Here is a 17886-nt window from a genome sequence, read left to right as displayed (position 1 = left end):
GCACCTAGATAGTCGTCTTGTCGCTAACTCGTCTTGTCGAGTTGCCATGAAGGCACCCCAGTTTCGAGCACTCGACAACACGAGTTAGCGAATCAATTTGAGAGCGTCAGCCGTTCGAGAAGGGCAAAACCGGAGATTGTCGTACAAGGTGACTACGGTTCGGGGCGTGACGTACCCCGAGGTCATCCCGATTTCATATGAGCCCGACTATCACACCGACCGCATCGGCCAGTGGCGCGACGGTCAGTTCCTTGGCGGGGTCGTAGCCGCCTTCCGGGAGGACTACTCAATGACCGAGGATTGGTTGTCCCATAAGCGGTGGTATGCCGTGCTTCACCGCTTCAGCCCTGATGGCAGCTACCTTGACTCGCGCATCGAGTGCACCGGAGCCGACGACAGGCACAGAGAGTCGGTAGATGCCGCGGCCCAGCGACTGAGCGAATGGCTCGCCGAACTCCCCGACGTCGAGTTCGGCGACATCGCCATTCGTCCATTTCGACAGGAGTTCGACGGCGTAGTGTTCGGCCTCGTCCTGGAAAATTACGAAGGCGACGAGTACGCAGAGCTCTATCCCGATAACATCGGCTTCTATCCACCCTGGGACGGCTCCTACGACACCTGAGCGTCCTACAGCGAGTACGAATCCTCAAGCTCGTGAAGATCGCCCGGCATCACCAGATCAACAACCATTACAGGTCGTCCGCCACCGTTGAACACGCTCGCCAACACCCCGAGAACCGGAGCGGTCTTGCGTAGCTCAAGGAGCTTGGCCTCATCAGCCGAAGGATGCCGGGCACTCAACCGCTCGACGACATGCTGGAGCTTGAGGCCCTTCCTCGCCCGGAGATGCTGCCTGAGGCCGGAAGTGAGCGGTGCCGCCTCGCCGAGCTGCGTGTCGTCGGCCTGATGGGCTGGACACCAGAGAGTGACCAGGTCAGTTGGCCGCTCAGCATCCCGGAACAGGACTCGCCGGCGAACCACGGGGGATCCCTTGGGCACATCGAGCAGCTTCGCCACAACCGCATCGGCAGCGAAAGGTCCCGCATCGACGACGGACCCGTTCTCATCGGCCTCCACCCGATCCAGGACGGCCCTTCCGGGTCGGGTGTTCTCTTCCGGTGATCCAGGCGGAGTCGCCTTCACGAAGGAGCCCTTGCCGTGCTCTCTCTCGATGACGCCACGAAGCTGGAGCACTTGGAGCGCCCGCACGACGGTCGGACGGCTTACCCGAAACTCACGGACAAGTTGCGTCTCCGAAGGCAGCAGGGAGCCGGGAGGATAGGTCCCGTCCGCGATCTTCTGCCTGATCGCCTGCACGATCTGGGCATACTTCGGCGGGGCGAACTCTTCAGACGACATGACGACCATCCAACAACTCGACTTGTCGTAAAGACAAGTTCGAGTCGGGCTGTCTGTCTCCCCTTCGGGGAGAGGAAGCGTGGCGGACTGGTGGGGGACTACCTGACTGCGCCACAGAAGCCCCCCACCGCCCCAAGGCGCGATGGCATGAATACCCGGTTGATCACACCGCCACGCCCGGCCTATCGGGCCTGCCCGCCCAGGAGTGCGCCCCAGACGCTGTACGCCTCCCCCAATCGCCACCGATACGTCTCGCGGAGCTCTGTCGCTCCGTTGATGAGCCGCCTCCTGCGGATATAGGCAAGACCGGCCGCGTGACGCAGCTCGTACACGGTGTCCTGGCACTCGCACGTCCAGGCGAACACGCGGACTCGCTCCTCACCCTTATAGGGCTCCCGCCAGACCAGACGCATGTGATCCGGCTGCGCGGGAGCGACATGAGGACTCAGGCAGCCTGTACGCACGATCATGACTGCGCTCCCACCGTGCCGGTCCCGTCGCACCGCCAGCAAGCGTCCTTACGTCGCTCGCCCGAGTCGGCGTCACGAGATGTCTGAGCCGCCACCATGGCCCGGCGGAGGCTCACGTACTTCCAGCCCCGCCCTGAGCAGGAGTCGCATTCCGCAGTCATGAAGCGAGGATTGCCCGGGGACCTGTCACGTCTCGATCGCCCGCCAGTACCGTCTGTGATCTTCTCGTTTCGCTTCGTCTCGTCTTTGTCTCGTCCGGGCTCGTCTCTGTCGCTAACCTGGGCTCATATGGCCCTCCAGCCCAAGGCACGGATCATGACTGACCAGCAGATCCTGTTGAAGAAGCTCCTCACGCAACGCCACTGGCAGACATACAGCACGTTCTGCAAGGAGTACGACAAGGCGGCCAAGAAGGTGGACCCTTCACTACAGGGCGGATGGCCGAGCCGCGCGCAGCTCCACCGTTGGCTGACCGGCGAACTCAAAGGCCTGCCCTATTCGGGCCACTGCCGCGTCTTGGAAGCGATGTTCCCCGGCCTGTCAGTTCAAGAGCTGTTCTCTACCGCAAACGCCGTCGAGGAGCACGAGCCAAAAACACAGCCAGCGCCAGCCAGAAGCGCCGGCCCCACAACCCAGATCAGCGCCCTGTCGCACATGGCGGATGTGACCGCCGTCTTCAGCAGCCGCTCCGCCTTCTCCTCGGCCTATCCCGCATCAGCCCTGCTCGACAGGGCCAAGGGGATCAATGCCGCGGGCCTGTCACTCAACATGCTCTGCCAGAACTACCCCGATTACCAGCTCAGGCGTCTACTCGAGTCGGGCACCCGAATCCGCTGCCTCTTCCTCGATCCGAACGGCCAAGCGATCCGTGCCCGCGAAGCAGAAGAGGGCCATATAGAGAACACGCTGACGACTCTTACCGCGCTCAACATCAGCGTGCTGACCAGACTGCGCGACCGGCTCGACCCTGCATCAGCCCAGCGCCTCGAACTCCACGTCTACGACGAGACGATCCGGTTCAACATCCTGATCGTGGACCGAGCGCTCTGCGTCGTGCAGCCTTACCTCCCGCAGGCCCGGGGAGTCGACTCCCCCACGCTCGTGATCAGAGACAACACCGCCGCAGAAGGCTTGTTCCCCGTCTTCGACCAGGTCTTCAGCGAGATGTGGGAGCGGAGCAAGCCCGTATGACCATTGAAGCCCGAACCCTCCTCCCCATCGCCGAACAAGCCGTCTCCATTGCCCGCGACATCATTCGCACGCAGGTCCCCGGTGCGATCACCGCCAAGGGCGACCGCGACATGGCCACCGAGGTGGATTACGCCGTTGAACACGCCGTACGCGAGTTCCTGACCCAAGAAACCCCCGAAATCGGATTCCTCGGCGAAGAGGAGGGCATCAGCCGTACCGGCGACGGCCTGATGTGGGCACTCGACCCGTTGGACGGGACGGCCAACTTCCTGCACGGCATCCCTCTCTGCGCCGTATCGCTAGGTCTGGTCAGCAACGACATGCCCACACTCGGAGTCATCGACCTACCATTCCTCGACATCCGCTACACAGCGGCCGAAGGAATCGGCGCCCAAGCCAACAGGTCCCCTATTCAGGTGAGCGACGCACGCGACCTGGAAACAACCATCGTGGCCATCGGCGACTACGCCGTGGGCGAGCACGCCCAAGAGCGCAACCGCCCCCGCCTCACCATCACCCAAGAGCTAGCCGCGCGTGTTCAGCGGATACGCATGTTCGGCTCAGCCGCGATCGACCTAGCCTGGGTAGCACAAGGCAGGATTGATGCCACCATCATGCTCAGCAACAACCCCTGGGACACCGCCGCTGGCGTCACCATCGCCCGCGAGGCCGGAGCCAGCGTGATCGACATCGACGGCAGCCCCCACAGCATGGCCGCCCAAGCAACCATTGCCGCAAGTCCCAAGCTCGTTGCCCCTCTGATCGAACTCATCGCCGAGGCCCACAAAGTCGCGAGACATAGCCCGAGCACTGCCGAATAGTTCTTGTAGGTATCAAGCGGCGGCGCTGCGCGCCGCCGACGGCCCTCCGCCGCCCGCCGCCCGGGCGTGCGGCCTGGGGGCCGGTCCCGGGCGGCAGCGGCCCGGGCCGTCGCTTAGGAGCCCCGCGCGTGGACGGCCGAATAACACGTGGGCCATACCCGCAAGCAGGTGCAGACTGGGCCGCATGCCTCCAGCCAACCTCAGCGAGACGGAGTACCTGCGTCACATCGAACTGCTCGCCCGCGATGTCGTACACGCCGCAAATGAAGAAGGATGGCTGACCCACGACCGTGTCGCGACACCCGCCACCGCACTCCACCGAGCCGTGAACGAACTGGCCCGCCAGATCCACCACTACCACTTCAGCGGAGACGGCTGCCTGGAAGACGATCCCCCGCCCATGCAGCTCGCAGGGATCGTCCTCCTCCGCCCAAAGACGATCCCCCCGGACATGGAGGGGACCTACGAAGAAATCTGCACCCGACTGGGGATACCTCCGGCAGCGGACGGCTGGGCCGTCTGGAATGCCTGGGCCAACGATCGGCAACCCATCTGCGTCATCCTGGCCGACACCGACAGAACCGAAGGCATCCTCACCAACTGGGCCCACGGCATCGAGATCTACCCACCCGCACCACTGCCAGCCCAAGTAGTCCTGACCCGGCAAGGATGGCTCACACCCATGACGCTCTCTCCCCTTAGCGTCCGAAAGCTCGGCATCACACGGCCTCCCTATTGGACACCCAGTGCCTCCGGCGGGGGCACTCCAACTCCGGGATGATCGCCGCTTCGCAGGGGCGGGACGTAAGTGGCTGAGGTGGAAGCCTGAATCATCCCGTCCACCATCGACCCGGGACAAGCCGAGCAGACCAGGGCCACGGGGCCAAGGTCGTTCCTCCAGTTGGGGGCTCCACCTTGTCCCCGTGGCCCTGGCCCGCTTCCCCTTCGGGCGGGCCGACGGCAGACGGGATGATCAGTCGGGCGGGGTACGCGCGTCGCGCGGCAGGATGAACCCATGCCGCAGCCCAACGAGGACGAGGCGATGCTCAGGGGAGCCTGGAGACTCCTGCGTGACGCTCTGGGACATCTGGCCTGGTCTGCCCCCGATCAGATCGCCTGGCTCGGATCCATGATGCACCCTGATGAGCTGGCCCTTGATTACGATCACGCGTACCGGGTGTCGTGGATGCCTGGGGAAGCCGGGTGGATCAGAAACGAACTGTCACGACTTCTCGCCGAGATCGACCGGCTCACGGCCGAGCTGACAGAGGAAGGCCCGGCGCCATGGAGCGCCGAGGGGCTGCAAAGCCATCCCACATGGCAGCGCCTGAGAGTTCTCGCCCGCCACGCTCTGGCACTTATGCCCCCAGCCCCCTGGGACAGCGACTCGGACTCCTGATCGCTGGACCATTAGCGGGCCATTAACAGGGATAATGAAGGGGCACTCACGGTCACTCAGGACCGGCTTTCCGCCCAGCTCAGCGCCCTCTTGAGCGACGATCGATGCAGTTCCCAAGCTGACAGCGCGGGTTCGATTCCCGTCACCCGCTCTCACAGGAAAGCCGGAGTGAAGGCTTGTGTTTGGGCTGAAATGGTCGAAGCCCTGAAGTGCTTGGCCGCAGGTTGATGTGCCCCTCAGGCGACTTTCCAGGTTCGGTCGCCGAGCGTAGCTACGAGATCCAAGCGACCCCCGAGCGCAGCGATGTACTCTCGCACGACGTCGATGCCGGATACTTCGCCGTGCTCGATCTTGGAGATGCGAGCTTGGCTGACTCCCAAGGTGTGGGCGAGTTCAGCCTGAGTGACACCGGCGGCCTGACGGATCTCGCCGAGCTGGAATCCGCGGACGTATGCTTCGCGGCGTTCACGCGCGACCCTGCTCGGGTTCGCCGGACCCAAGGTGGAAGCAGAGGAAATCAAACAGCGTCTGGCGCATTTCCTGCGTGACGATCTCAAGCTGGAACTGTCGCCGGACAAGACGCTCATCACGCACGCCAGTTCGCCGAAATGCTCGTCCACCGCCGCGGCGAGCAGGACCTGGAAGACTGGGCGGCGCGAGCGGAGGCCAGCCCCGCGCGGGAACTGCGCGACTTCACCGCCGGGCTGTGTCGAGATTGGGCGGCGGTCAAAGCTGGGCTCACTCTGCCCTACAGCTCCGGCGCGGTGGAAGGCAACGTGAACCGCATCATTATGTGGAATCTGTTTTGTCAAGCCATGCCGATCGGTCGCGGTCAGTTGGTGCCGGATCGCCGAGCAGCACGACCTTGCTGACAACGGGATCGAAGCCGAGGACCGGGTGTTCTTGGCTTCCGCCTTCCGGGGTCATTGGCACCGGCTTGCCGAGCGCGCTCCCGATCGCCCGCAGGAAGGCGCAGAGGGTGTCGACCCCTTCTTGACCTTGCAGTTCACGAAGGTCGACGTCGAAGTCGATCTCGGTCTCCGCCATGAGCCGGAAGATGGCGAGCACGCCCGGAGCGGGCCAGACGCGCAGCGACACCGTCTCAGCCCCGGGTGGACGCGCGAGCGCTTCGGCGGCGGTGGGCAGCGGCAGCACCGTGTCGCCTTGCGAGTACTGCCACGGCCATCCACGCGTTCTGATCAAGTCCAGGACGGTCTGCCAGTCCTCGACGGTGGCGTCCGGGACAAAGAGGTCCGGCAATGCGCCCATCAAGTCGGGATCGAAGAAGTCCCTGACCTCGTCCCATCGCAGATCCGTCATGCCGTCATGCTGCCTGGTCGCGGGGCCTGCCGCAGCTTGATTATGTCGGCTTCTGGTTGACGGCGATGATCGGAAGCAGCGTCGCCGGGGCCGGAACACCGATCTGCTGCGGGGTCGCACCGGACGGCGTGGGGACGTCGGCGAGACGTTCCAGAAGCTGGTCAAGGGCGGCTTGGCCGTCGTCGACCGCGGCCCGCTCGTCGTCGGTGAGCGGGACGGCGGCGATCATGCGCTGCAGGTTGTCCTTGGCTTCCAGCAGCAGAGCCTTGGAGGAGTCCTTCGGGTTGTAGAAGTCGCACTTGGCGCAGGCCATCCGGTGCGGGCACTGTTCGAAGAAGGTGTAGTTGCAGAACCCGTGGCCCAGGTCGTAGTACTGCCACGGCTCTCCGGAGGCCGCGGCCCCGCTCTCCACGGCGTCCCGGTCGATGAGCACCTCGATGGTGCGCACGTTGCGTTCGAAGTATCCGGCGTCGGTGTAGGCCCGCGTCAGCGTCGCCGGGGTGATCTTGGCGTAGTACTGGGTGGACTGCGGGGAGCGGTGCCGAGCCAGGCTTGCAGCTCGAACAGCGTCATCGGTTCCTTGGCGTTGTAGAGCTGGCTGGCGATGGTCGAGCGGGCCCGGTGGCTGGTGATGTTCCCGCGGACGTCAGTGGCCGGCACGCCGGCCTTGCGGCAGAGCATGGGGATGACGGTGTTGTTGATGTAGGAGGAGGAGATGCGGCGGGCCCGGAAGGCGAACAGCAGGTTCACCTGCTCGCCGGTGCGGCGGTCGACGAAGAGCGGCTGGCCGGGGCGGATGGCCTGCCAGACATCGATGGCCTGGCCGAGGATCGGATCGATGGGCTTGGTGAACGCGGTTCCGGTCTTGTGCGTGGGAACGTCCAGGAGGCAGACCGCGTCGCGGGCCAGGACCTGGTCGGAGTCGCCGGGAATCGGGGCGTCCTGGTGCTGCCAGCGGATGCATCCCAGGCGCAGCCGGGCGATCTCGTCACTGCGCAGCCCGCTGAACAACCAGGTCACGGTGATCGCGCGGACGAGCTCGATCGGATAGAAGTGCCCAGATCTGGTCTGCGGCAGGTCTTCCTGGTCGAGGTCCAGGCCCGCCCATAACAGCTTGGCCCAGATCTCGTCGGCGATCACGCGGGGGTTCGGGCCGAGCAGTGCGGCGATGCTGCGTGGGGTCGCCAGCGCGCGTTGCGGGTCGAAGCGGCGGGGCAGCCATTCCCATTCCTGGCAGTCGGTGAAGAACCGGCGCAGCGCGGCGAGCTGCCCCTCCTTGCTGCTGGCTTCCAGCGGCTTGCCGATGCGGTCCTTGAGGCCGACGGTGCGCTGGACGTAGTCACCGACGTTCATCCGGTCGAGCGCAGCGACCCAGGCCGCGCAGGTCTGCCGGGTCCAGTCGGCCGGGTCGGCAGCGTCGGGATCTTCGGCCTGGAGCCAGCGGCCGACTTTGAGCAGGTTGGAGCGGATGCCGCTGCGGGTGCGGGGTGTCAACGTCGAGGTGGCATGCCAGCGGTCGACCCACCGCTCCCAATCTGGTGCGCCGCCGGTGGCCCGGGCCGAGTGACGGCCGGTGCCCTGCTGGGGCGGATCGCAGAATCCCAGCGCGCTCACCGCCCGCTGCAGGGCGTGCAAGGTGTTCATCTGTGCGCCCGGGAGCAGACGCTCGCGCCGCACGCGATCGAACAACTCGGTGCTCAGCTCGTCAACGTGAGGGCTGCGGTTGAGCAGGAACAGCCGGCAGGCCACCATCGGCAGCAACGTGTCGTTGTCGCGGCCGAGCCGGTAACCCCACTCGGCCAGGACGTCTCGAACCTGAACAAGCTCCTCACTCAACCGGTCCCGTCCGAAGATCTGCCGGGCCGGGGTGAGGCGTTGGAAGCTGCCGAGGCGGTCGAAGCCGGTGAACGAGCCCAGCAGGTAAGCGTGCGCGGCCAGATAGGGGCGGACCTCGTCACCGGCCCAAGCGGGCGCGTTGCGATGAAATTCGCCTTGATCACGGCCAAGCAGGTGGACCCATTCTTCCTCGGTCCAGCCCCAGAAGGTCCGGCCCTCCTCGGCGCAGCGCAGCAGCAGGAGCGCGACGACATCCAGCATGGCGCGTCGCCGATGCTGCGTGACCGGGCCGTCCAGCCCGGCGTTGACGACCTCCAGCGGACGCAGCACCCGTCCGATCGTCGTCCAGCCGGGCGCGGACCGGTCGTGATACTGCAGCCGCCTCAGGTTGCGGACACCGAGTTCGACGATGCCCCGCGCCTCGTCAGCGCGAACCTCAACCGTTGTGTCGAAGCGGTGCCCAGCAAGGGGTGAGCACCAGCGGGGCGCAGGAGCCCCGGCGGCCCCGGGCAGCGCGGCGATCATCGCGATGTTCCGGTCGTCGTGGTCACAGCTGGGGTGTCGATACCGGTGAGCATCGCTATGCGCCACGCATGGATGTGTTCCATGCCGCGGCTGAGCTTGTCGGCCAGGTCTCGGCCGGACAGGTGGATGTACTGCAGGGTGGAGTCGGTATGGCGATGCCCGGCAAACGTCGCGATTGCGTGCAGCTCCCAGCCCATCCGGGCCAGGTCCGTCAGGCACAGATGCCGCGTGGTGTGGGTGGAGAACTGCGGAACCTCGGCGGCCAGCGCGATTCGGCGGACGACCTTCGACCAGGTCCACAAGCTCAACGGCTGGGCGTGATTGCGCCTCGACTCCGACAGGAACAATGGCCCGCGCGCCCTGCTGATCCTTGCCCGATGGGCCAGATACCTCGACAGCAGCACACCGGTCGCCGCCGAGTACGGCACCACACGTTCCAGCCGGTTCTTCGTGGTCTCCGCCCTGATCCGCAGGGTGCGGTGCGCCGGGTCGAGGTCGTCGGTGCGCAGCAAGCACAGCTCTTCGCGCCGCAACGCGGCGTCGTAGGCCAAGGCGAGCATGACGCGGTTGCGGATGGGTTCCTCGGCCGCGACCGCCAGGACGTTCCTCCATGCTGCTCGGTGGGGATCCACGGCAGCTTCGTCAACCGGGGCACCAGACCACGCTGATGCCCGCCCCAAGACCCGCCGCCGCGCCGGCCCGGTGTGAAGCGTCCTCTGCCGACCGGGTTGGAATCCCGCAGGCCCTCCTCCATGAGGTGGTCGTAGAACAGCCTGACCGGCACGATCCGCTGCTGGATGGTGGCGTTCGACAAGCCGGAGCCCGAATCGAGCGTGACAACGTTCGCGCCCCGATGGCTGGGACGCTCGGTCAACGCCCGCACGAACACGCCGATGTGCGCCCGGCTGGCCGTCACCGGGTCGATGCCCTCGCGCTCGCACACCTCCAGGTACTCGGCCAACCCGCGCGCGTAGGCATCGATCGTCCGCGGCGCCCTTCCCAGATCCACCCAGATCCGCAGCCACTCGGCCGCCCGCGCATGCCGGCCCAGCACCGGCCACGTCTCCTCCAGCACCACTGTGGCGCTCAAGCCATGTACGGGCGAGCCAACGCCGACCTTCTTCGCATCTATGTCCTACACGCCTACTGACCACGGAAAGTGGGCCAGAGCCCGAAAGTTCCCCGATCGCGGACTTGAGCCCTCCCCGGTTACGGACGGCGAACCTCCCCAGTCGCGGACATGTCGTCCCCATTGCGCTGGACTGCGATCGGACCCTCCGGACTCGGCGCATCGCGTCTGGCGGGCCAGCGGTCAACGCGTCGTTCGATCCTGACGAGTGTCCGGCGCAGGCCGGCACAACGCGTGCTCGGCGGTGTCGGCCAGGGTGGCGGTGACCGCGTCGGTGGACAGTTGTCGGCCGGTGAACAACAGGTCGAAGCTGTCGAAGCCGGTGAGCAGCCATAGCACGTGGGAGGCCTGGTCAGCGGTGACGCCGTCGCGCAGCGTGTGCTGTTCGTGGAGGCGTTGGGCGAGGCCGTTCATGCCTTCGGCGCGGCCTTGTTCCAGGCGTTGGACTGCCCCGCCGACTGCGGCAGCGTCGAGTTGGGCCATGGAGAACAGGGCGCGCAGGACGTCGCGGTGAACCGCGTACATGTGCACGTTGCCGCGGATGCCGTCGCGCAGGCCCTGCCGGGCGTCGGGCTGCAGGACCGCGTGGACCATGCCGGTGAAGCCGCCGCCGTGGAGTAGATCCATGCCGAGCGCGTCGAACAGGCCCGCACGAGACCCGAAGACCGTGTAAATGGTCGAGCGGGCCACCTCGGCGAGTTTGGCGACCTTGTCCAGGCTGACCGGTTCGGACGGCGCGTCGACGAGCTGCTGGTAGACCGCGTCGAGGATGCGGCGCTTAGTGTCCACGGCGGCCTGGGCGCGCAGCCGCTGCTCGTACTTCCGCGTGCGGGGCATGAACCCGACCCTAGCATTCATTTGACATAGCGTCTTATGAAAGACATGCTGTCTGACGAAATACAGGCCGTCCGATGAAAGTGGCCTGCCTAGCACAGCGAAAGGAGCCGGGCATGCGGGTGCTGATCCGCTACACGATCAAACCTGAGCACATCCACCGCAGCACCGAATTGCTGCGCGCGGTCTACGCGGACCTGGAACGCACCAGGCCGACGGGATTGCGCTACGAGACGTTCCAGGTGGAGGGCACCGGCCAGTTCCTGGCCGTTATCGAGTCCGACGGTGGCCCAGGCGACTCCGCGCACCACCGGCTCGCCTCGTTCCAGCGCTACCGCGCCGCGCTCGACGACATCTGCGTCGAACCGCCGACCGTCGCCCACCTGGAGACCGTCGGCGCCTACCGACCCTGATGATCCCACCCCATCATGACCGCAAGGAGATGCCAACCGTGATCCGCATCGCCGTCGTCGTCGGCAGCACCCGTCCCGGCCGCCGGGGCGAGTCCGTGGCCCGCTGGGTCGCCGACACCGCCGCAGCACACCCCGCCGTCATCGACGGCCGAGCCGCGGTCGAGGTCGTCGACCTGGCGGCCTTCGACCTGCCGCTGCTCGACGAGTCGGTCCCCGCCGCGTTCGCCAGCTACGCCCATGCCCACACCCGCCGCTGGGCGGACACCGTTGCAGGATTCGACGGGTTCGTGTTCGTCACCCCGGAGTACAACCACTCCTTCCCCGCGGCGCTGAAGAACGCGATCGACTTCCTCTACGCCGAGTGGCACGACAAGGCCGCCGGGTTCGTCGGCTACGGCATCCACGGCGGTACCCGCGCCGTCGAACAGCTGCGCCAGATCATGGCCGAGGTGAAGATCGCCGACGTGCACACCCAGGTGGCACTGTCGATGTTCGCCGACTTCACCTTTACCAACCCGGCCGACCCCACCGACCCGGGGACCTGCACGCCCGGCCCGCACCACGCCGACGCCCTGGCCGCCATGCTCGACGAGGTCATCGCGTGGTCGGCGGCACTAAAGCCGCTGCGCGCCCCCGCCGCCGAGCCGCTGTCCGTCTGACACCGACACGCGGTCGGGTGCCGTGGGCACAACAACGCGCCCGCCGCCCGGCCGCGCGTCCTGCCCGCGGACCGCCGCAGAACGAGGCAGTGCGCGATGACGAACCGGCATCCAAGAACCGTGCCGAAAACCGCTGATCCGCGTTTCAAGCGGCCTTTCCCCCACCGGCAACCACCGCCCACACGGCTTGCGAGCCGCACACGTGGTCATCCGTGAAGACGAACGAGGAGATCATGGAGATTTCTGGCCGCCTACGACCTGACCGGCAGCTACCGTAAGGCCGCCGAGCTGGCCGGCTGCGACCACCACACCGTCCGCCGCTACGTCCAGGTGCGCGGGATCGGCCAAGATCCGGCTACGCCGGCCTCGCGGGCGAAGATGATCGATGCGTTGTTCCGGCTGGTGATCCCGGTGCTGGACAAGACGATTCCGACGATCGCGGCCTGCCTGGACGCCTCCTTCCGCGCCTTCGGCGGGGTGCCGACATACTGCCTGACGGACAACGAGAAGACGGTGACCACCGGGCACATAGCCACGATCCCGGTACGCAACCCGGACATCTGCCGATCGGCCGGTTCTACGGAACCGTAGTACGCACCTGCGTTCCAGCCGACCCCGCCTCCAAAGGCGGGGCGGAGAACGCGGTCAAGCTCGCCAAGCGGGATCTGGTGCCCACATCGGTCAATCTGCGCGCGGCCTACACGTCGTTCGCCGAACTCGAGCAGGCATGCGCGGCGTTCACGGCCGAGATCAACGCACGCGTCCACCGTGAGACCCGCTCCGGCCGAGGTGGTCGCCGAGGAACGGTTCCGGCTGCACCGACTCCCCGACCACCCCTACACCGCGGCCTTCGGGCAGAGCCGCCAAGTCCACGACAAGGACTCCACGATCCGCGTCGACCAGGTCCGTTACTCGGTTCCCCACCGCTACGCCGGACGGCAGGTGTTCGTGCGCTGGCACGGCGACGAGCTGGTGGTGACCGGTATCAGCGACGGCGTCCCGTCCGAGATCGTCCGGCACCCCCGGTCCACGCCGGGCAGCCCGGTGAACCTGGATGAGCACTACCCAGCCTCGACGCGCGGACTGCGGGTCCCTAAGCCGACCAACGCAGCCGAGGAGGCGTTCCTCGCGATCGGCCCCGGCGCCTCGGACTTGCTGGAGGAAGCCGGCATTCGCCCGCATCACCCGTACCGACCTGGTCATCGTCGACGACATCGGCCTCCTCCCGGTCTCCGCCGACGCCGCCGAAGGCTTCTACCGCCTGGTCGATGCTGCATACGAACGGCGCAGTCTGGCGGTGAGTTCGAACCTCCACCCCTCGGGATTCGACGAGATCATGCCCCAAAACGCTGGCCACCGCGACCGTCGACCGGCTGCTGCACCACGCCCACGTCGTTGTCACCACCGGCGACAGCCACCGTTTGTCCGAGGCAACCAACGGCAACGGCGTCGTCGCCCTGGCCTGAATCCATCTCCCCGGGGAAGGCGATGTCTTCCCCGGGGAGAATCGCTGTCCGCGGAGCAAGAACCAGTAGCTATAGGGGAAATCCGCTGCGCCAGTGGCGGTTCTTCATGTCCGCGGATGGGGCAGTCCACACGACCGCTGACAATCATGTGTAGGCCTGTTCGATCTTCGCGGGCCATCAAAACCCGCCATTAGCTCTTGGATCACCCCGCCGGGACCAGTTCGATTGAGGCTTAATGCAGGTGCATGGGGATATCCGCCGTGGTTAGGCTTGCCGCTCGTGACTGATCAGACGACAGACGAGACGACCGGCGACCAGATGCCCTCGAATCGGAGCAGACTGACCTTCCACGGGCCGTTGTGTGAGGAGCGGGCCGCGGGGTTCCTCGCGCGCCTGGTTGCGACGGAACCGAAGAGTGTGCTGGACATCGGCTGCGGCTGGGGCGAGTTGAGCCTCCGGCTGCTTGCCGCCGCGCCTGGTGCCACGGGCATCGGCATCGACCTGCTCGCCCGGGATCTGGAGCGTGGCCGGACTCTCGCGGCCAGTCGCGGTCTGGCCGACCGGATGGAGTACCTGGAGGAGTCCGCCACTGGTACCCAGCGCGGTCCCGCCGACGTGGTGCTGTGCGTGGGCTCCGGGCAGGCGCTCAGCGACGCCCCGGCACCCGACCAGTTCGGTGAGGCGCTGAAGGAACTGCGCAGGCTGGTCAACCCCGGCGGCCGGGTGCTGTACGGCGAGGGCTTCTGGGAGCGCCGGCCGCAGCCGGAGGAACTGGCCAGGATGTGGCCAGGTGCCAAGCCCGACGACCACCTTGCGTTGGACGGCATGGTCGAGGCGGCAGTGAAGGCCGGGTTCAGGGTGGAGTGGTTGGAAGTCGCCTCCCAGGAAGAGTGGGACCAGTTCGAGGCGGGCTATCTTGCCGACATCGAAGTATGGCTGGCCGCCAACGCCGACCATCCCAAGGCCGCGGAGCTGCGCGCCGACACCGACCGGCAGCGCGCCTCGTACCTGACCGGCTACCGCGGGATCCTCGGGATCGTCTATCTGACGCTGGTCCCGGTGGCGTAACGGACACGCCCGGCCGGCCAGGTCATCCCCACGGGTGAGGACTGTCCGTACGCCAGCCGAGCAGATTTCCAGCCTGGCCGGAGGTGATGGGACCCCGTCAGCCCCACGTGCCCGTCGCGTGCCCGTTCCCGTAGCGACCAGCGGGGAGCCACGGGGGGACTCACGGTCACTCGCCCAGCGTATGCCCAGGTCAGCGTTTCCCCCGCTCAGGAACCATGATCTTGAGAGGCTTCCCAAGCTGACAGCGCGGGTTCGATTCCCGTCACCCGCTCCGCATATCAAGGCCCAGGTCAGAGGATGATTCCTGACACGGGCCTTGATCTTTCTCGGGGCTGTTACTGACTCGCGTGCCAGATCAGTAGATCTTGGCTTCAGTGAGGGGCGGATCATCGCCGTCGTCCTTTGCGTCGAGTCCCTGCTTGACCATCTCGCCGATGGCCTCAGCGATCGCACGATCCCTGTCCTTGGCGGCGTGCAAATAGACCGTGGCCGCTTTCGTGCTGGGAATGGCCCATGCGGGTCATCAGCTCCTCGAGAGTCGCGCCAGTCGCTGCCGCCAGCGTGTTACCCGTGTACCGAAGGTCATGGATTTGGATCTTCGGGAGTCCCGCCTTGGCCAGTGCTTTCGCCCAGACTTTGATGAAGTTGCCGCGCCGAAGCTGGGCGCTCTTCTCCCCTGCGAACACCAGACCATCGGGTGCCGACTCGCTGAACCCGTTGAAGGTGCCAGGCGAGATCACCGATGATCACCTCCGGAAGCGCGACCACCCGAGCACCGGCATCCGACTTGGGACATCCCGTGATCAGCGCTACGTCCTCATCTCAGGCACCGACGCCTCAACCTTGACCGTGCGCGCTTCCAGATCGAGGTTATGGCGGCGCAGGGCCGCTAGTTCGCCCCAACGCAGACTGCCGAACGTGGCGAGGAGGACCAGGGCGCGAAATCGGGGAGGCACCGCAGCAGCGAGTACGAACACCTCCGATACGGTGAGCACTGGCATCCGTCGGGCCGCTCAACACCTGCGTTCTTGAACTGACACGGATTCTTCTGAACGGGCCAAGGTGCCATACGCAGTTGTGGTGCACCTTTAGTCAAGTTTGCAGTCGTTTGCCAATGATCCGGCTTGTCCGCAAAGAGGCCATCTATTCCGTGCTTAACGGTGAACCTCTGCAGCCCTCACGGCGTCATTCTCTAGCAAGGATCGCGCGCGAGGCCAGGAATTGGATGTTGGCGACAAGTATTAAAGAAGTTCTTGAAAAGCTAGATATCTCTGCGACTGGCGAGAGCGACAATGGGAGGCGGAAACGGACTGGAGTCACGCCCTGACCGCCAGGGGTTCGCGCCGACTACCGTCCACCATTCCTTGACCTGACCGATCGGAGCACCACGATGAAACCGGATCCGCAACGACCTGCCGACACCACCATGATGGGCGTCGTCCACGACGCGTACCGCCGCGACTTCGAGCGCGCTCGCCACGCCTTAGCCACCCCGCCGTACCCGAACGGACCTCGCCGCGAAGCGATTGCCGAGCACGTGGCCTGGCTGATGCGGCTCCTTCATGACCACCACACCGGCGAGGACAACGGGCTGTGGCCGCTAGTACTCAGTCGTAATCCGGACTCCGCCGCAATCCTCGAGGCGATGGACGCCGACCACGCGCGCATCGCGCCCGCGATGGAGACGGTCACCGCGGCTGCCGCCGGGTATGCCGGTGACGACGCTGCGCCCGCCCGGACCGAACTGCTCGCCGCCTTGGACAACCTGTGCGAAGTGGTACTGCCGCATCTGCGTCGCGAGGAGGACGAGGCCATGCCGGTCGTGTCTGCCAGCATCACTGCCGCCGAGTGGGATGCCTGGGACCAGGAGCACAACATCAAGCCGAAGCCGCTCATGCAGCTCGGTGAGGAGGCGCACTGGGTGATCGACGGCATCGATCCCGTCCGGTATCAGGTCGTCATCCACCTGCTCCCAGCCATTCCACGGTTCATCGTGCTGCGTGGCTTTGCTCGCAAGTACCGGCGCCGAGCGACGACCGTCTGGGGTCCCGGCACGTATGGGCCGGCGACGACCCCGACTAACGCCTGAGCAACCTGAGCCACCCCGGGTTTGATGGAGGCTCGATCAGAAGGGAAGATCGAGCTCGCCGCTCTCCAGAACTGCGCGCCGGCCATTGTGTGAGCCGGCGAAGAGCAGTCGGTCGATCGTCCCAGTGAGAGTCGTCTCCTCGCGGAGTTCACGAACTGCCGCACTCTCTGACGACTCGCCATCCTCCACATGGCCCCCGGGAAGAACCGCGTAGTGGTGCCCGGGACACGGCGACCCGCGCCAGCCGGCGGCCTCGCACATGACGCAGGTGACGCCGGGGCTGCGCCGGAGGAACCGCTTGATGACCAGGACTCGGATACCGTCGACGACCACGGCAACCGCTCGGGGGATCGGCATGAAATGGATCATACGATTCAGCCCGGCGTAGTCGGATGAGTTCCGCCGGGCCGTCGATCAAAGACTGTGCGCCGAGATCTAACGAATGGGTAAGCGTCCTCAAGCTCGTGACTGTCCCCGGGAAGCACGGATTCGACCACGACCTATGGCTTGCCCGTTGCGTCACAGCCAACGGCGTAGACGGTCACAGCTCAGACTTTGATGACGGTGACGCGTCCGCCGCACAGGACAGCGAGGTCCTCGGGGTCGGAGGTGAGGACCGTGACGGGACCTGGGGCAGCGAGGGCGGTGGCGCTGAGCATGGCGTCGATGGCGTACTTGTGCCCGTGCAGGCCAACGTCGGACAGGAGCGTGGCGGCGTGGCGGGCGATTGGTTCCGTGACCGGCTCGACGACAAGGCGGGACAGCGTCCACTCCAGGGCCGGCCGGTTGGCGCGAGGATGGACCACCTCGACGAGGGTGGCAGCGGAGGTGATGACGCGGAGGTCGTCGGCACGAGCGAGAGCGAGCCATGCGGTGACCGTACGGTCGCGCAGGACGGCCTTGGCCAGTCCCTCGCTGTCGAGGACAAGGGTGCCGCCGGGAGTGGCAGGAGAACGGGTCACGCGGCATCCGCCCCACCGTTGGCCTGTCCCCGCCGGGCCTGGTGGAGTTGGTCGCGCAGTGCCTGGACCTCCTCGTCGGTGATGGGTCCATGCTCGGCCTCGGCGACTTGGATGAGCTCACTGAGGTTGTCGCGCTCGATCTGGCGGGCGACGGCGGCGGCGACGTAGGCGGACAGACCGGAAGGGCCGCTCCGGGACCGGGCGGCCTCGGCGATGTCACGCGGCATGGTGATCGAATATTTGCCAGTAGCCTCGCTCATGCCCTCTATCCTACCTCTCATCCTCCTGCTGCTTCGGGATCGCCTTGCTAGCGTCGGGAGGACCGCCGCCGGCGAGTTGCGCACC

The 17886-nt window shown here is 66.1% G+C and carries 23 protein-coding genes and 2 pseudogenes; 13 read left to right on the top strand and 12 right to left on the bottom strand.

What is annotated here, in order from left to right:
• The first annotated feature begins 166 nt into the window (after positions 1-166).
• Entirely contained in the window at positions 167-622 is a 456-nt protein-coding gene (locus ACQPWU_RS04190) for a hypothetical protein (protein WP_433436997.1), read from the top strand.
• A 5-nt stretch (positions 623-627) separates the two neighbouring features.
• On the opposite strand, the gene ACQPWU_RS04185 is transcribed toward ACQPWU_RS04190, so the two are convergent.
• Together ACQPWU_RS04185 and ACQPWU_RS04180 are read right to left on the bottom strand one after the other, a co-directional pair.
• On the bottom strand, positions 628-1359 hold the full coding sequence (locus tag ACQPWU_RS04185) for a GntR family transcriptional regulator (RefSeq protein ID WP_433436996.1): 732 nt from the start codon (positions 1357-1359) through the stop codon (positions 628-630).
• A gap of 182 nt (positions 1360-1541) precedes the next feature.
• Positions 1542-1829 carry a hypothetical protein gene (locus ACQPWU_RS04180; protein ID WP_433436995.1) on the bottom strand — a complete coding sequence of 96 codons (288 nt, stop codon included), beginning with the start codon at positions 1827-1829 and terminating at the stop codon, positions 1542-1544.
• 315 nt (positions 1830-2144) lie between these two features.
• On the opposite strand from ACQPWU_RS04180, the gene ACQPWU_RS04175 reads away from it, so the two are divergent.
• The 4 genes from ACQPWU_RS04175 (at position 2145) to ACQPWU_RS04160 (ending at position 5240) form a co-directional block, all read left to right on the top strand.
• Positions 2145-3020 carry a DUF5919 domain-containing protein gene (locus tag ACQPWU_RS04175; protein ID WP_433436994.1) on the top strand — a complete coding sequence of 292 codons (876 nt, stop codon included), beginning with the start codon at positions 2145-2147 and terminating at the stop codon, positions 3018-3020.
• A complete protein-coding gene (locus ACQPWU_RS04170) occupies positions 3017-3841 on the top strand; it encodes an inositol monophosphatase family protein (RefSeq protein WP_433436993.1) in 825 nt (274 codons plus the stop codon). The genes ACQPWU_RS04175 and ACQPWU_RS04170 overlap by 4 nt, the downstream gene beginning before the upstream one ends.
• A gap of 184 nt (positions 3842-4025) precedes the next feature.
• Complete coding sequence (locus ACQPWU_RS04165; protein ID WP_433436992.1) at positions 4026-4622, top strand: hypothetical protein; 597 nt, start codon at positions 4026-4028, stop codon at positions 4620-4622.
• 234 nt (positions 4623-4856) lie between these two features.
• Positions 4857-5240 (top strand): hypothetical protein, encoded by a 384-nt coding sequence (locus ACQPWU_RS04160; RefSeq protein WP_433436991.1) that lies wholly within the window; start codon positions 4857-4859, stop codon positions 5238-5240.
• A 236-nt stretch (positions 5241-5476) separates the two neighbouring features.
• Here the strand turns inward: ACQPWU_RS04160 and ACQPWU_RS04155 are convergent, their stop codons facing one another.
• The 5 genes from ACQPWU_RS04155 to ACQPWU_RS04135 are packed head-to-tail and all read right to left on the bottom strand — an operon-like array spanning position 5477 to position 9553.
• Positions 5477-6052, bottom strand: coding sequence for a helix-turn-helix domain-containing protein (locus ACQPWU_RS04155; protein ID WP_433436990.1), 576 nt, complete (start codon positions 6050-6052; stop codon positions 5477-5479).
• A complete protein-coding gene (locus tag ACQPWU_RS04150; protein ID WP_433436989.1) occupies positions 6030-6560 on the bottom strand; it encodes a hypothetical protein in 531 nt (176 codons plus the stop codon). The genes ACQPWU_RS04155 and ACQPWU_RS04150 overlap by 23 nt, the downstream gene beginning before the upstream one ends.
• A gap of 40 nt (positions 6561-6600) precedes the next feature.
• A complete protein-coding gene (locus ACQPWU_RS04145) occupies positions 6601-7008 on the bottom strand; it encodes a hypothetical protein (RefSeq protein WP_433436988.1) in 408 nt (135 codons plus the stop codon).
• Positions 7009-7046: 38 nt separating this feature from the next.
• Positions 7047-8921, bottom strand: coding sequence for a tyrosine-type recombinase/integrase (locus ACQPWU_RS04140; RefSeq protein WP_433436987.1), 1875 nt, complete (start codon positions 8919-8921; stop codon positions 7047-7049).
• A complete protein-coding gene (locus ACQPWU_RS04135) occupies positions 8918-9553 on the bottom strand; it encodes a site-specific integrase (RefSeq protein ID WP_433436986.1) in 636 nt (211 codons plus the stop codon). The genes ACQPWU_RS04140 and ACQPWU_RS04135 overlap by 4 nt, the downstream gene beginning before the upstream one ends.
• Before the next feature lie 165 nt (positions 9554-9718).
• On the opposite strand from ACQPWU_RS04135, the gene ACQPWU_RS04130 reads away from it, so the two are divergent.
• On the top strand, positions 9719-9895 hold the full coding sequence (locus ACQPWU_RS04130) for a hypothetical protein (RefSeq protein WP_433436985.1): 177 nt from the start codon (positions 9719-9721) through the stop codon (positions 9893-9895).
• A gap of 338 nt (positions 9896-10233) precedes the next feature.
• Here ACQPWU_RS04130 and ACQPWU_RS04125 read toward each other — a convergent pair whose 3' ends face one another.
• Positions 10234-10887 (bottom strand): TetR/AcrR family transcriptional regulator, encoded by a 654-nt coding sequence (locus ACQPWU_RS04125; protein WP_433436984.1) that lies wholly within the window; start codon positions 10885-10887, stop codon positions 10234-10236.
• Between the two features lie 113 nt (positions 10888-11000).
• On the opposite strand from ACQPWU_RS04125, the gene ACQPWU_RS04120 reads away from it, so the two are divergent.
• From ACQPWU_RS04120 to ACQPWU_RS04095, 6 genes and pseudogenes are all read left to right on the top strand, one after another.
• Complete coding sequence (locus ACQPWU_RS04120) at positions 11001-11297, top strand: hypothetical protein (RefSeq protein ID WP_433436983.1); 297 nt, start codon at positions 11001-11003, stop codon at positions 11295-11297.
• A gap of 29 nt (positions 11298-11326) precedes the next feature.
• Entirely contained in the window at positions 11327-11956 is a 630-nt protein-coding gene (locus tag ACQPWU_RS04115) for an NADPH-dependent FMN reductase (RefSeq protein WP_433436982.1), read from the top strand.
• Between the two features lie 378 nt (positions 11957-12334).
• Positions 12335-12547: a hypothetical protein gene (locus ACQPWU_RS04110; RefSeq protein WP_433436981.1), complete on the top strand. Its 213-nt coding sequence runs from the start codon at positions 12335-12337 to the stop codon at positions 12545-12547.
• A gap of 177 nt (positions 12548-12724) precedes the next feature.
• A pseudogene (locus ACQPWU_RS04105) lies at positions 12725-12973 on the top strand (Mu transposase domain-containing protein); the annotation flags it as partial.
• A 151-nt stretch (positions 12974-13124) separates the two neighbouring features.
• Positions 13125-13422 (top strand): annotated as a pseudogene (locus ACQPWU_RS04100) (ATP-binding protein); the annotation flags it as partial.
• A gap of 279 nt (positions 13423-13701) precedes the next feature.
• Positions 13702-14490: an SAM-dependent methyltransferase gene (locus tag ACQPWU_RS04095; RefSeq protein ID WP_433436980.1), complete on the top strand. Its 789-nt coding sequence runs from the start codon at positions 13702-13704 to the stop codon at positions 14488-14490.
• 440 nt (positions 14491-14930) lie between these two features.
• Here ACQPWU_RS04095 and ACQPWU_RS04090 read toward each other — a convergent pair whose 3' ends face one another.
• Entirely contained in the window at positions 14931-15230 is a 300-nt protein-coding gene (locus ACQPWU_RS04090; protein ID WP_433436979.1) for a hypothetical protein, read from the bottom strand.
• 650 nt (positions 15231-15880) lie between these two features.
• Between ACQPWU_RS04090 and ACQPWU_RS04085 the strand changes: the two genes are divergently transcribed.
• Positions 15881-16579 (top strand): hemerythrin domain-containing protein, encoded by a 699-nt coding sequence (locus ACQPWU_RS04085; protein ID WP_433436978.1) that lies wholly within the window; start codon positions 15881-15883, stop codon positions 16577-16579.
• A gap of 36 nt (positions 16580-16615) precedes the next feature.
• On the opposite strand, the gene ACQPWU_RS04080 is transcribed toward ACQPWU_RS04085, so the two are convergent.
• From ACQPWU_RS04080 to ACQPWU_RS04070, 3 genes are all read right to left on the bottom strand, one after another.
• Complete coding sequence (locus ACQPWU_RS04080; protein ID WP_433436977.1) at positions 16616-16936, bottom strand: NUDIX hydrolase; 321 nt, start codon at positions 16934-16936, stop codon at positions 16616-16618.
• Between the two features lie 191 nt (positions 16937-17127).
• Complete coding sequence (locus ACQPWU_RS04075) at positions 17128-17541, bottom strand: type II toxin-antitoxin system VapC family toxin (RefSeq protein ID WP_433436976.1); 414 nt, start codon at positions 17539-17541, stop codon at positions 17128-17130.
• Positions 17538-17801, bottom strand: a complete 264-nt coding sequence (locus ACQPWU_RS04070; RefSeq protein WP_433436975.1) for a CopG family transcriptional regulator — start codon at positions 17799-17801, stop codon at positions 17538-17540. The genes ACQPWU_RS04075 and ACQPWU_RS04070 overlap by 4 nt, the downstream gene beginning before the upstream one ends.
• Positions 17802-17886 lie beyond the last annotated feature (85 nt).

It is taken from the genome of Nonomuraea sp. CA-141351 (genome assembly GCF_050944675.1).
Classification (GTDB): domain Bacteria; phylum Actinomycetota; class Actinomycetes; order Streptosporangiales; family Streptosporangiaceae; genus Nonomuraea.
The sequence above is the reverse complement of the archived record's forward strand: the minus strand, read 5'-3'. Positions and strand labels throughout refer to the sequence as shown.

Coding starts and splice junctions, on each gene's coding strand:
- ACQPWU_RS04130 (WP_433436985.1), top strand. CDS start 9,719: ATGGTGGCGTTCGACAAGCCGGAGCCCGAATCGAGCGTGACAACGTTC.
- ACQPWU_RS04070 (WP_433436975.1), bottom strand. CDS start 17,801: ATGAGCGAGGCTACTGGCAAATATTCGATCACCATGCCGCGTGACATC.
- ACQPWU_RS04125 (WP_433436984.1), bottom strand. CDS start 10,887: ATGCCCCGCACGCGGAAGTACGAGCAGCGGCTGCGCGCCCAGGCCGCC.
- ACQPWU_RS04150 (WP_433436989.1), bottom strand. CDS start 6,560: ATGACGGATCTGCGATGGGACGAGGTCAGGGACTTCTTCGATCCCGAC.
- ACQPWU_RS04115 (WP_433436982.1), top strand. CDS start 11,327: ATGCCAACCGTGATCCGCATCGCCGTCGTCGTCGGCAGCACCCGTCCC.
- ACQPWU_RS04185 (WP_433436996.1), bottom strand. CDS start 1,359: ATGTCGTCTGAAGAGTTCGCCCCGCCGAAGTATGCCCAGATCGTGCAG.
- ACQPWU_RS04120 (WP_433436983.1), top strand. CDS start 11,001: ATGCGGGTGCTGATCCGCTACACGATCAAACCTGAGCACATCCACCGC.
- ACQPWU_RS04165 (WP_433436992.1), top strand. CDS start 4,026: ATGCCTCCAGCCAACCTCAGCGAGACGGAGTACCTGCGTCACATCGAA.
- ACQPWU_RS04080 (WP_433436977.1), bottom strand. CDS start 16,936: ATGCCGATCCCCCGAGCGGTTGCCGTGGTCGTCGACGGTATCCGAGTC.
- ACQPWU_RS04175 (WP_433436994.1), top strand. CDS start 2,145: ATGACTGACCAGCAGATCCTGTTGAAGAAGCTCCTCACGCAACGCCAC.
- ACQPWU_RS04170 (WP_433436993.1), top strand. CDS start 3,017: ATGACCATTGAAGCCCGAACCCTCCTCCCCATCGCCGAACAAGCCGTC.
- ACQPWU_RS04180 (WP_433436995.1), bottom strand. CDS start 1,829: ATGATCGTGCGTACAGGCTGCCTGAGTCCTCATGTCGCTCCCGCGCAG.
- ACQPWU_RS04110 (WP_433436981.1), top strand. CDS start 12,335: ATGATCGATGCGTTGTTCCGGCTGGTGATCCCGGTGCTGGACAAGACG.
- ACQPWU_RS04085 (WP_433436978.1), top strand. CDS start 15,881: ATGAAACCGGATCCGCAACGACCTGCCGACACCACCATGATGGGCGTC.
- ACQPWU_RS04140 (WP_433436987.1), bottom strand. CDS start 8,921: ATGATCGCCGCGCTGCCCGGGGCCGCCGGGGCTCCTGCGCCCCGCTGG.
- ACQPWU_RS04160 (WP_433436991.1), top strand. CDS start 4,857: ATGCCGCAGCCCAACGAGGACGAGGCGATGCTCAGGGGAGCCTGGAGA.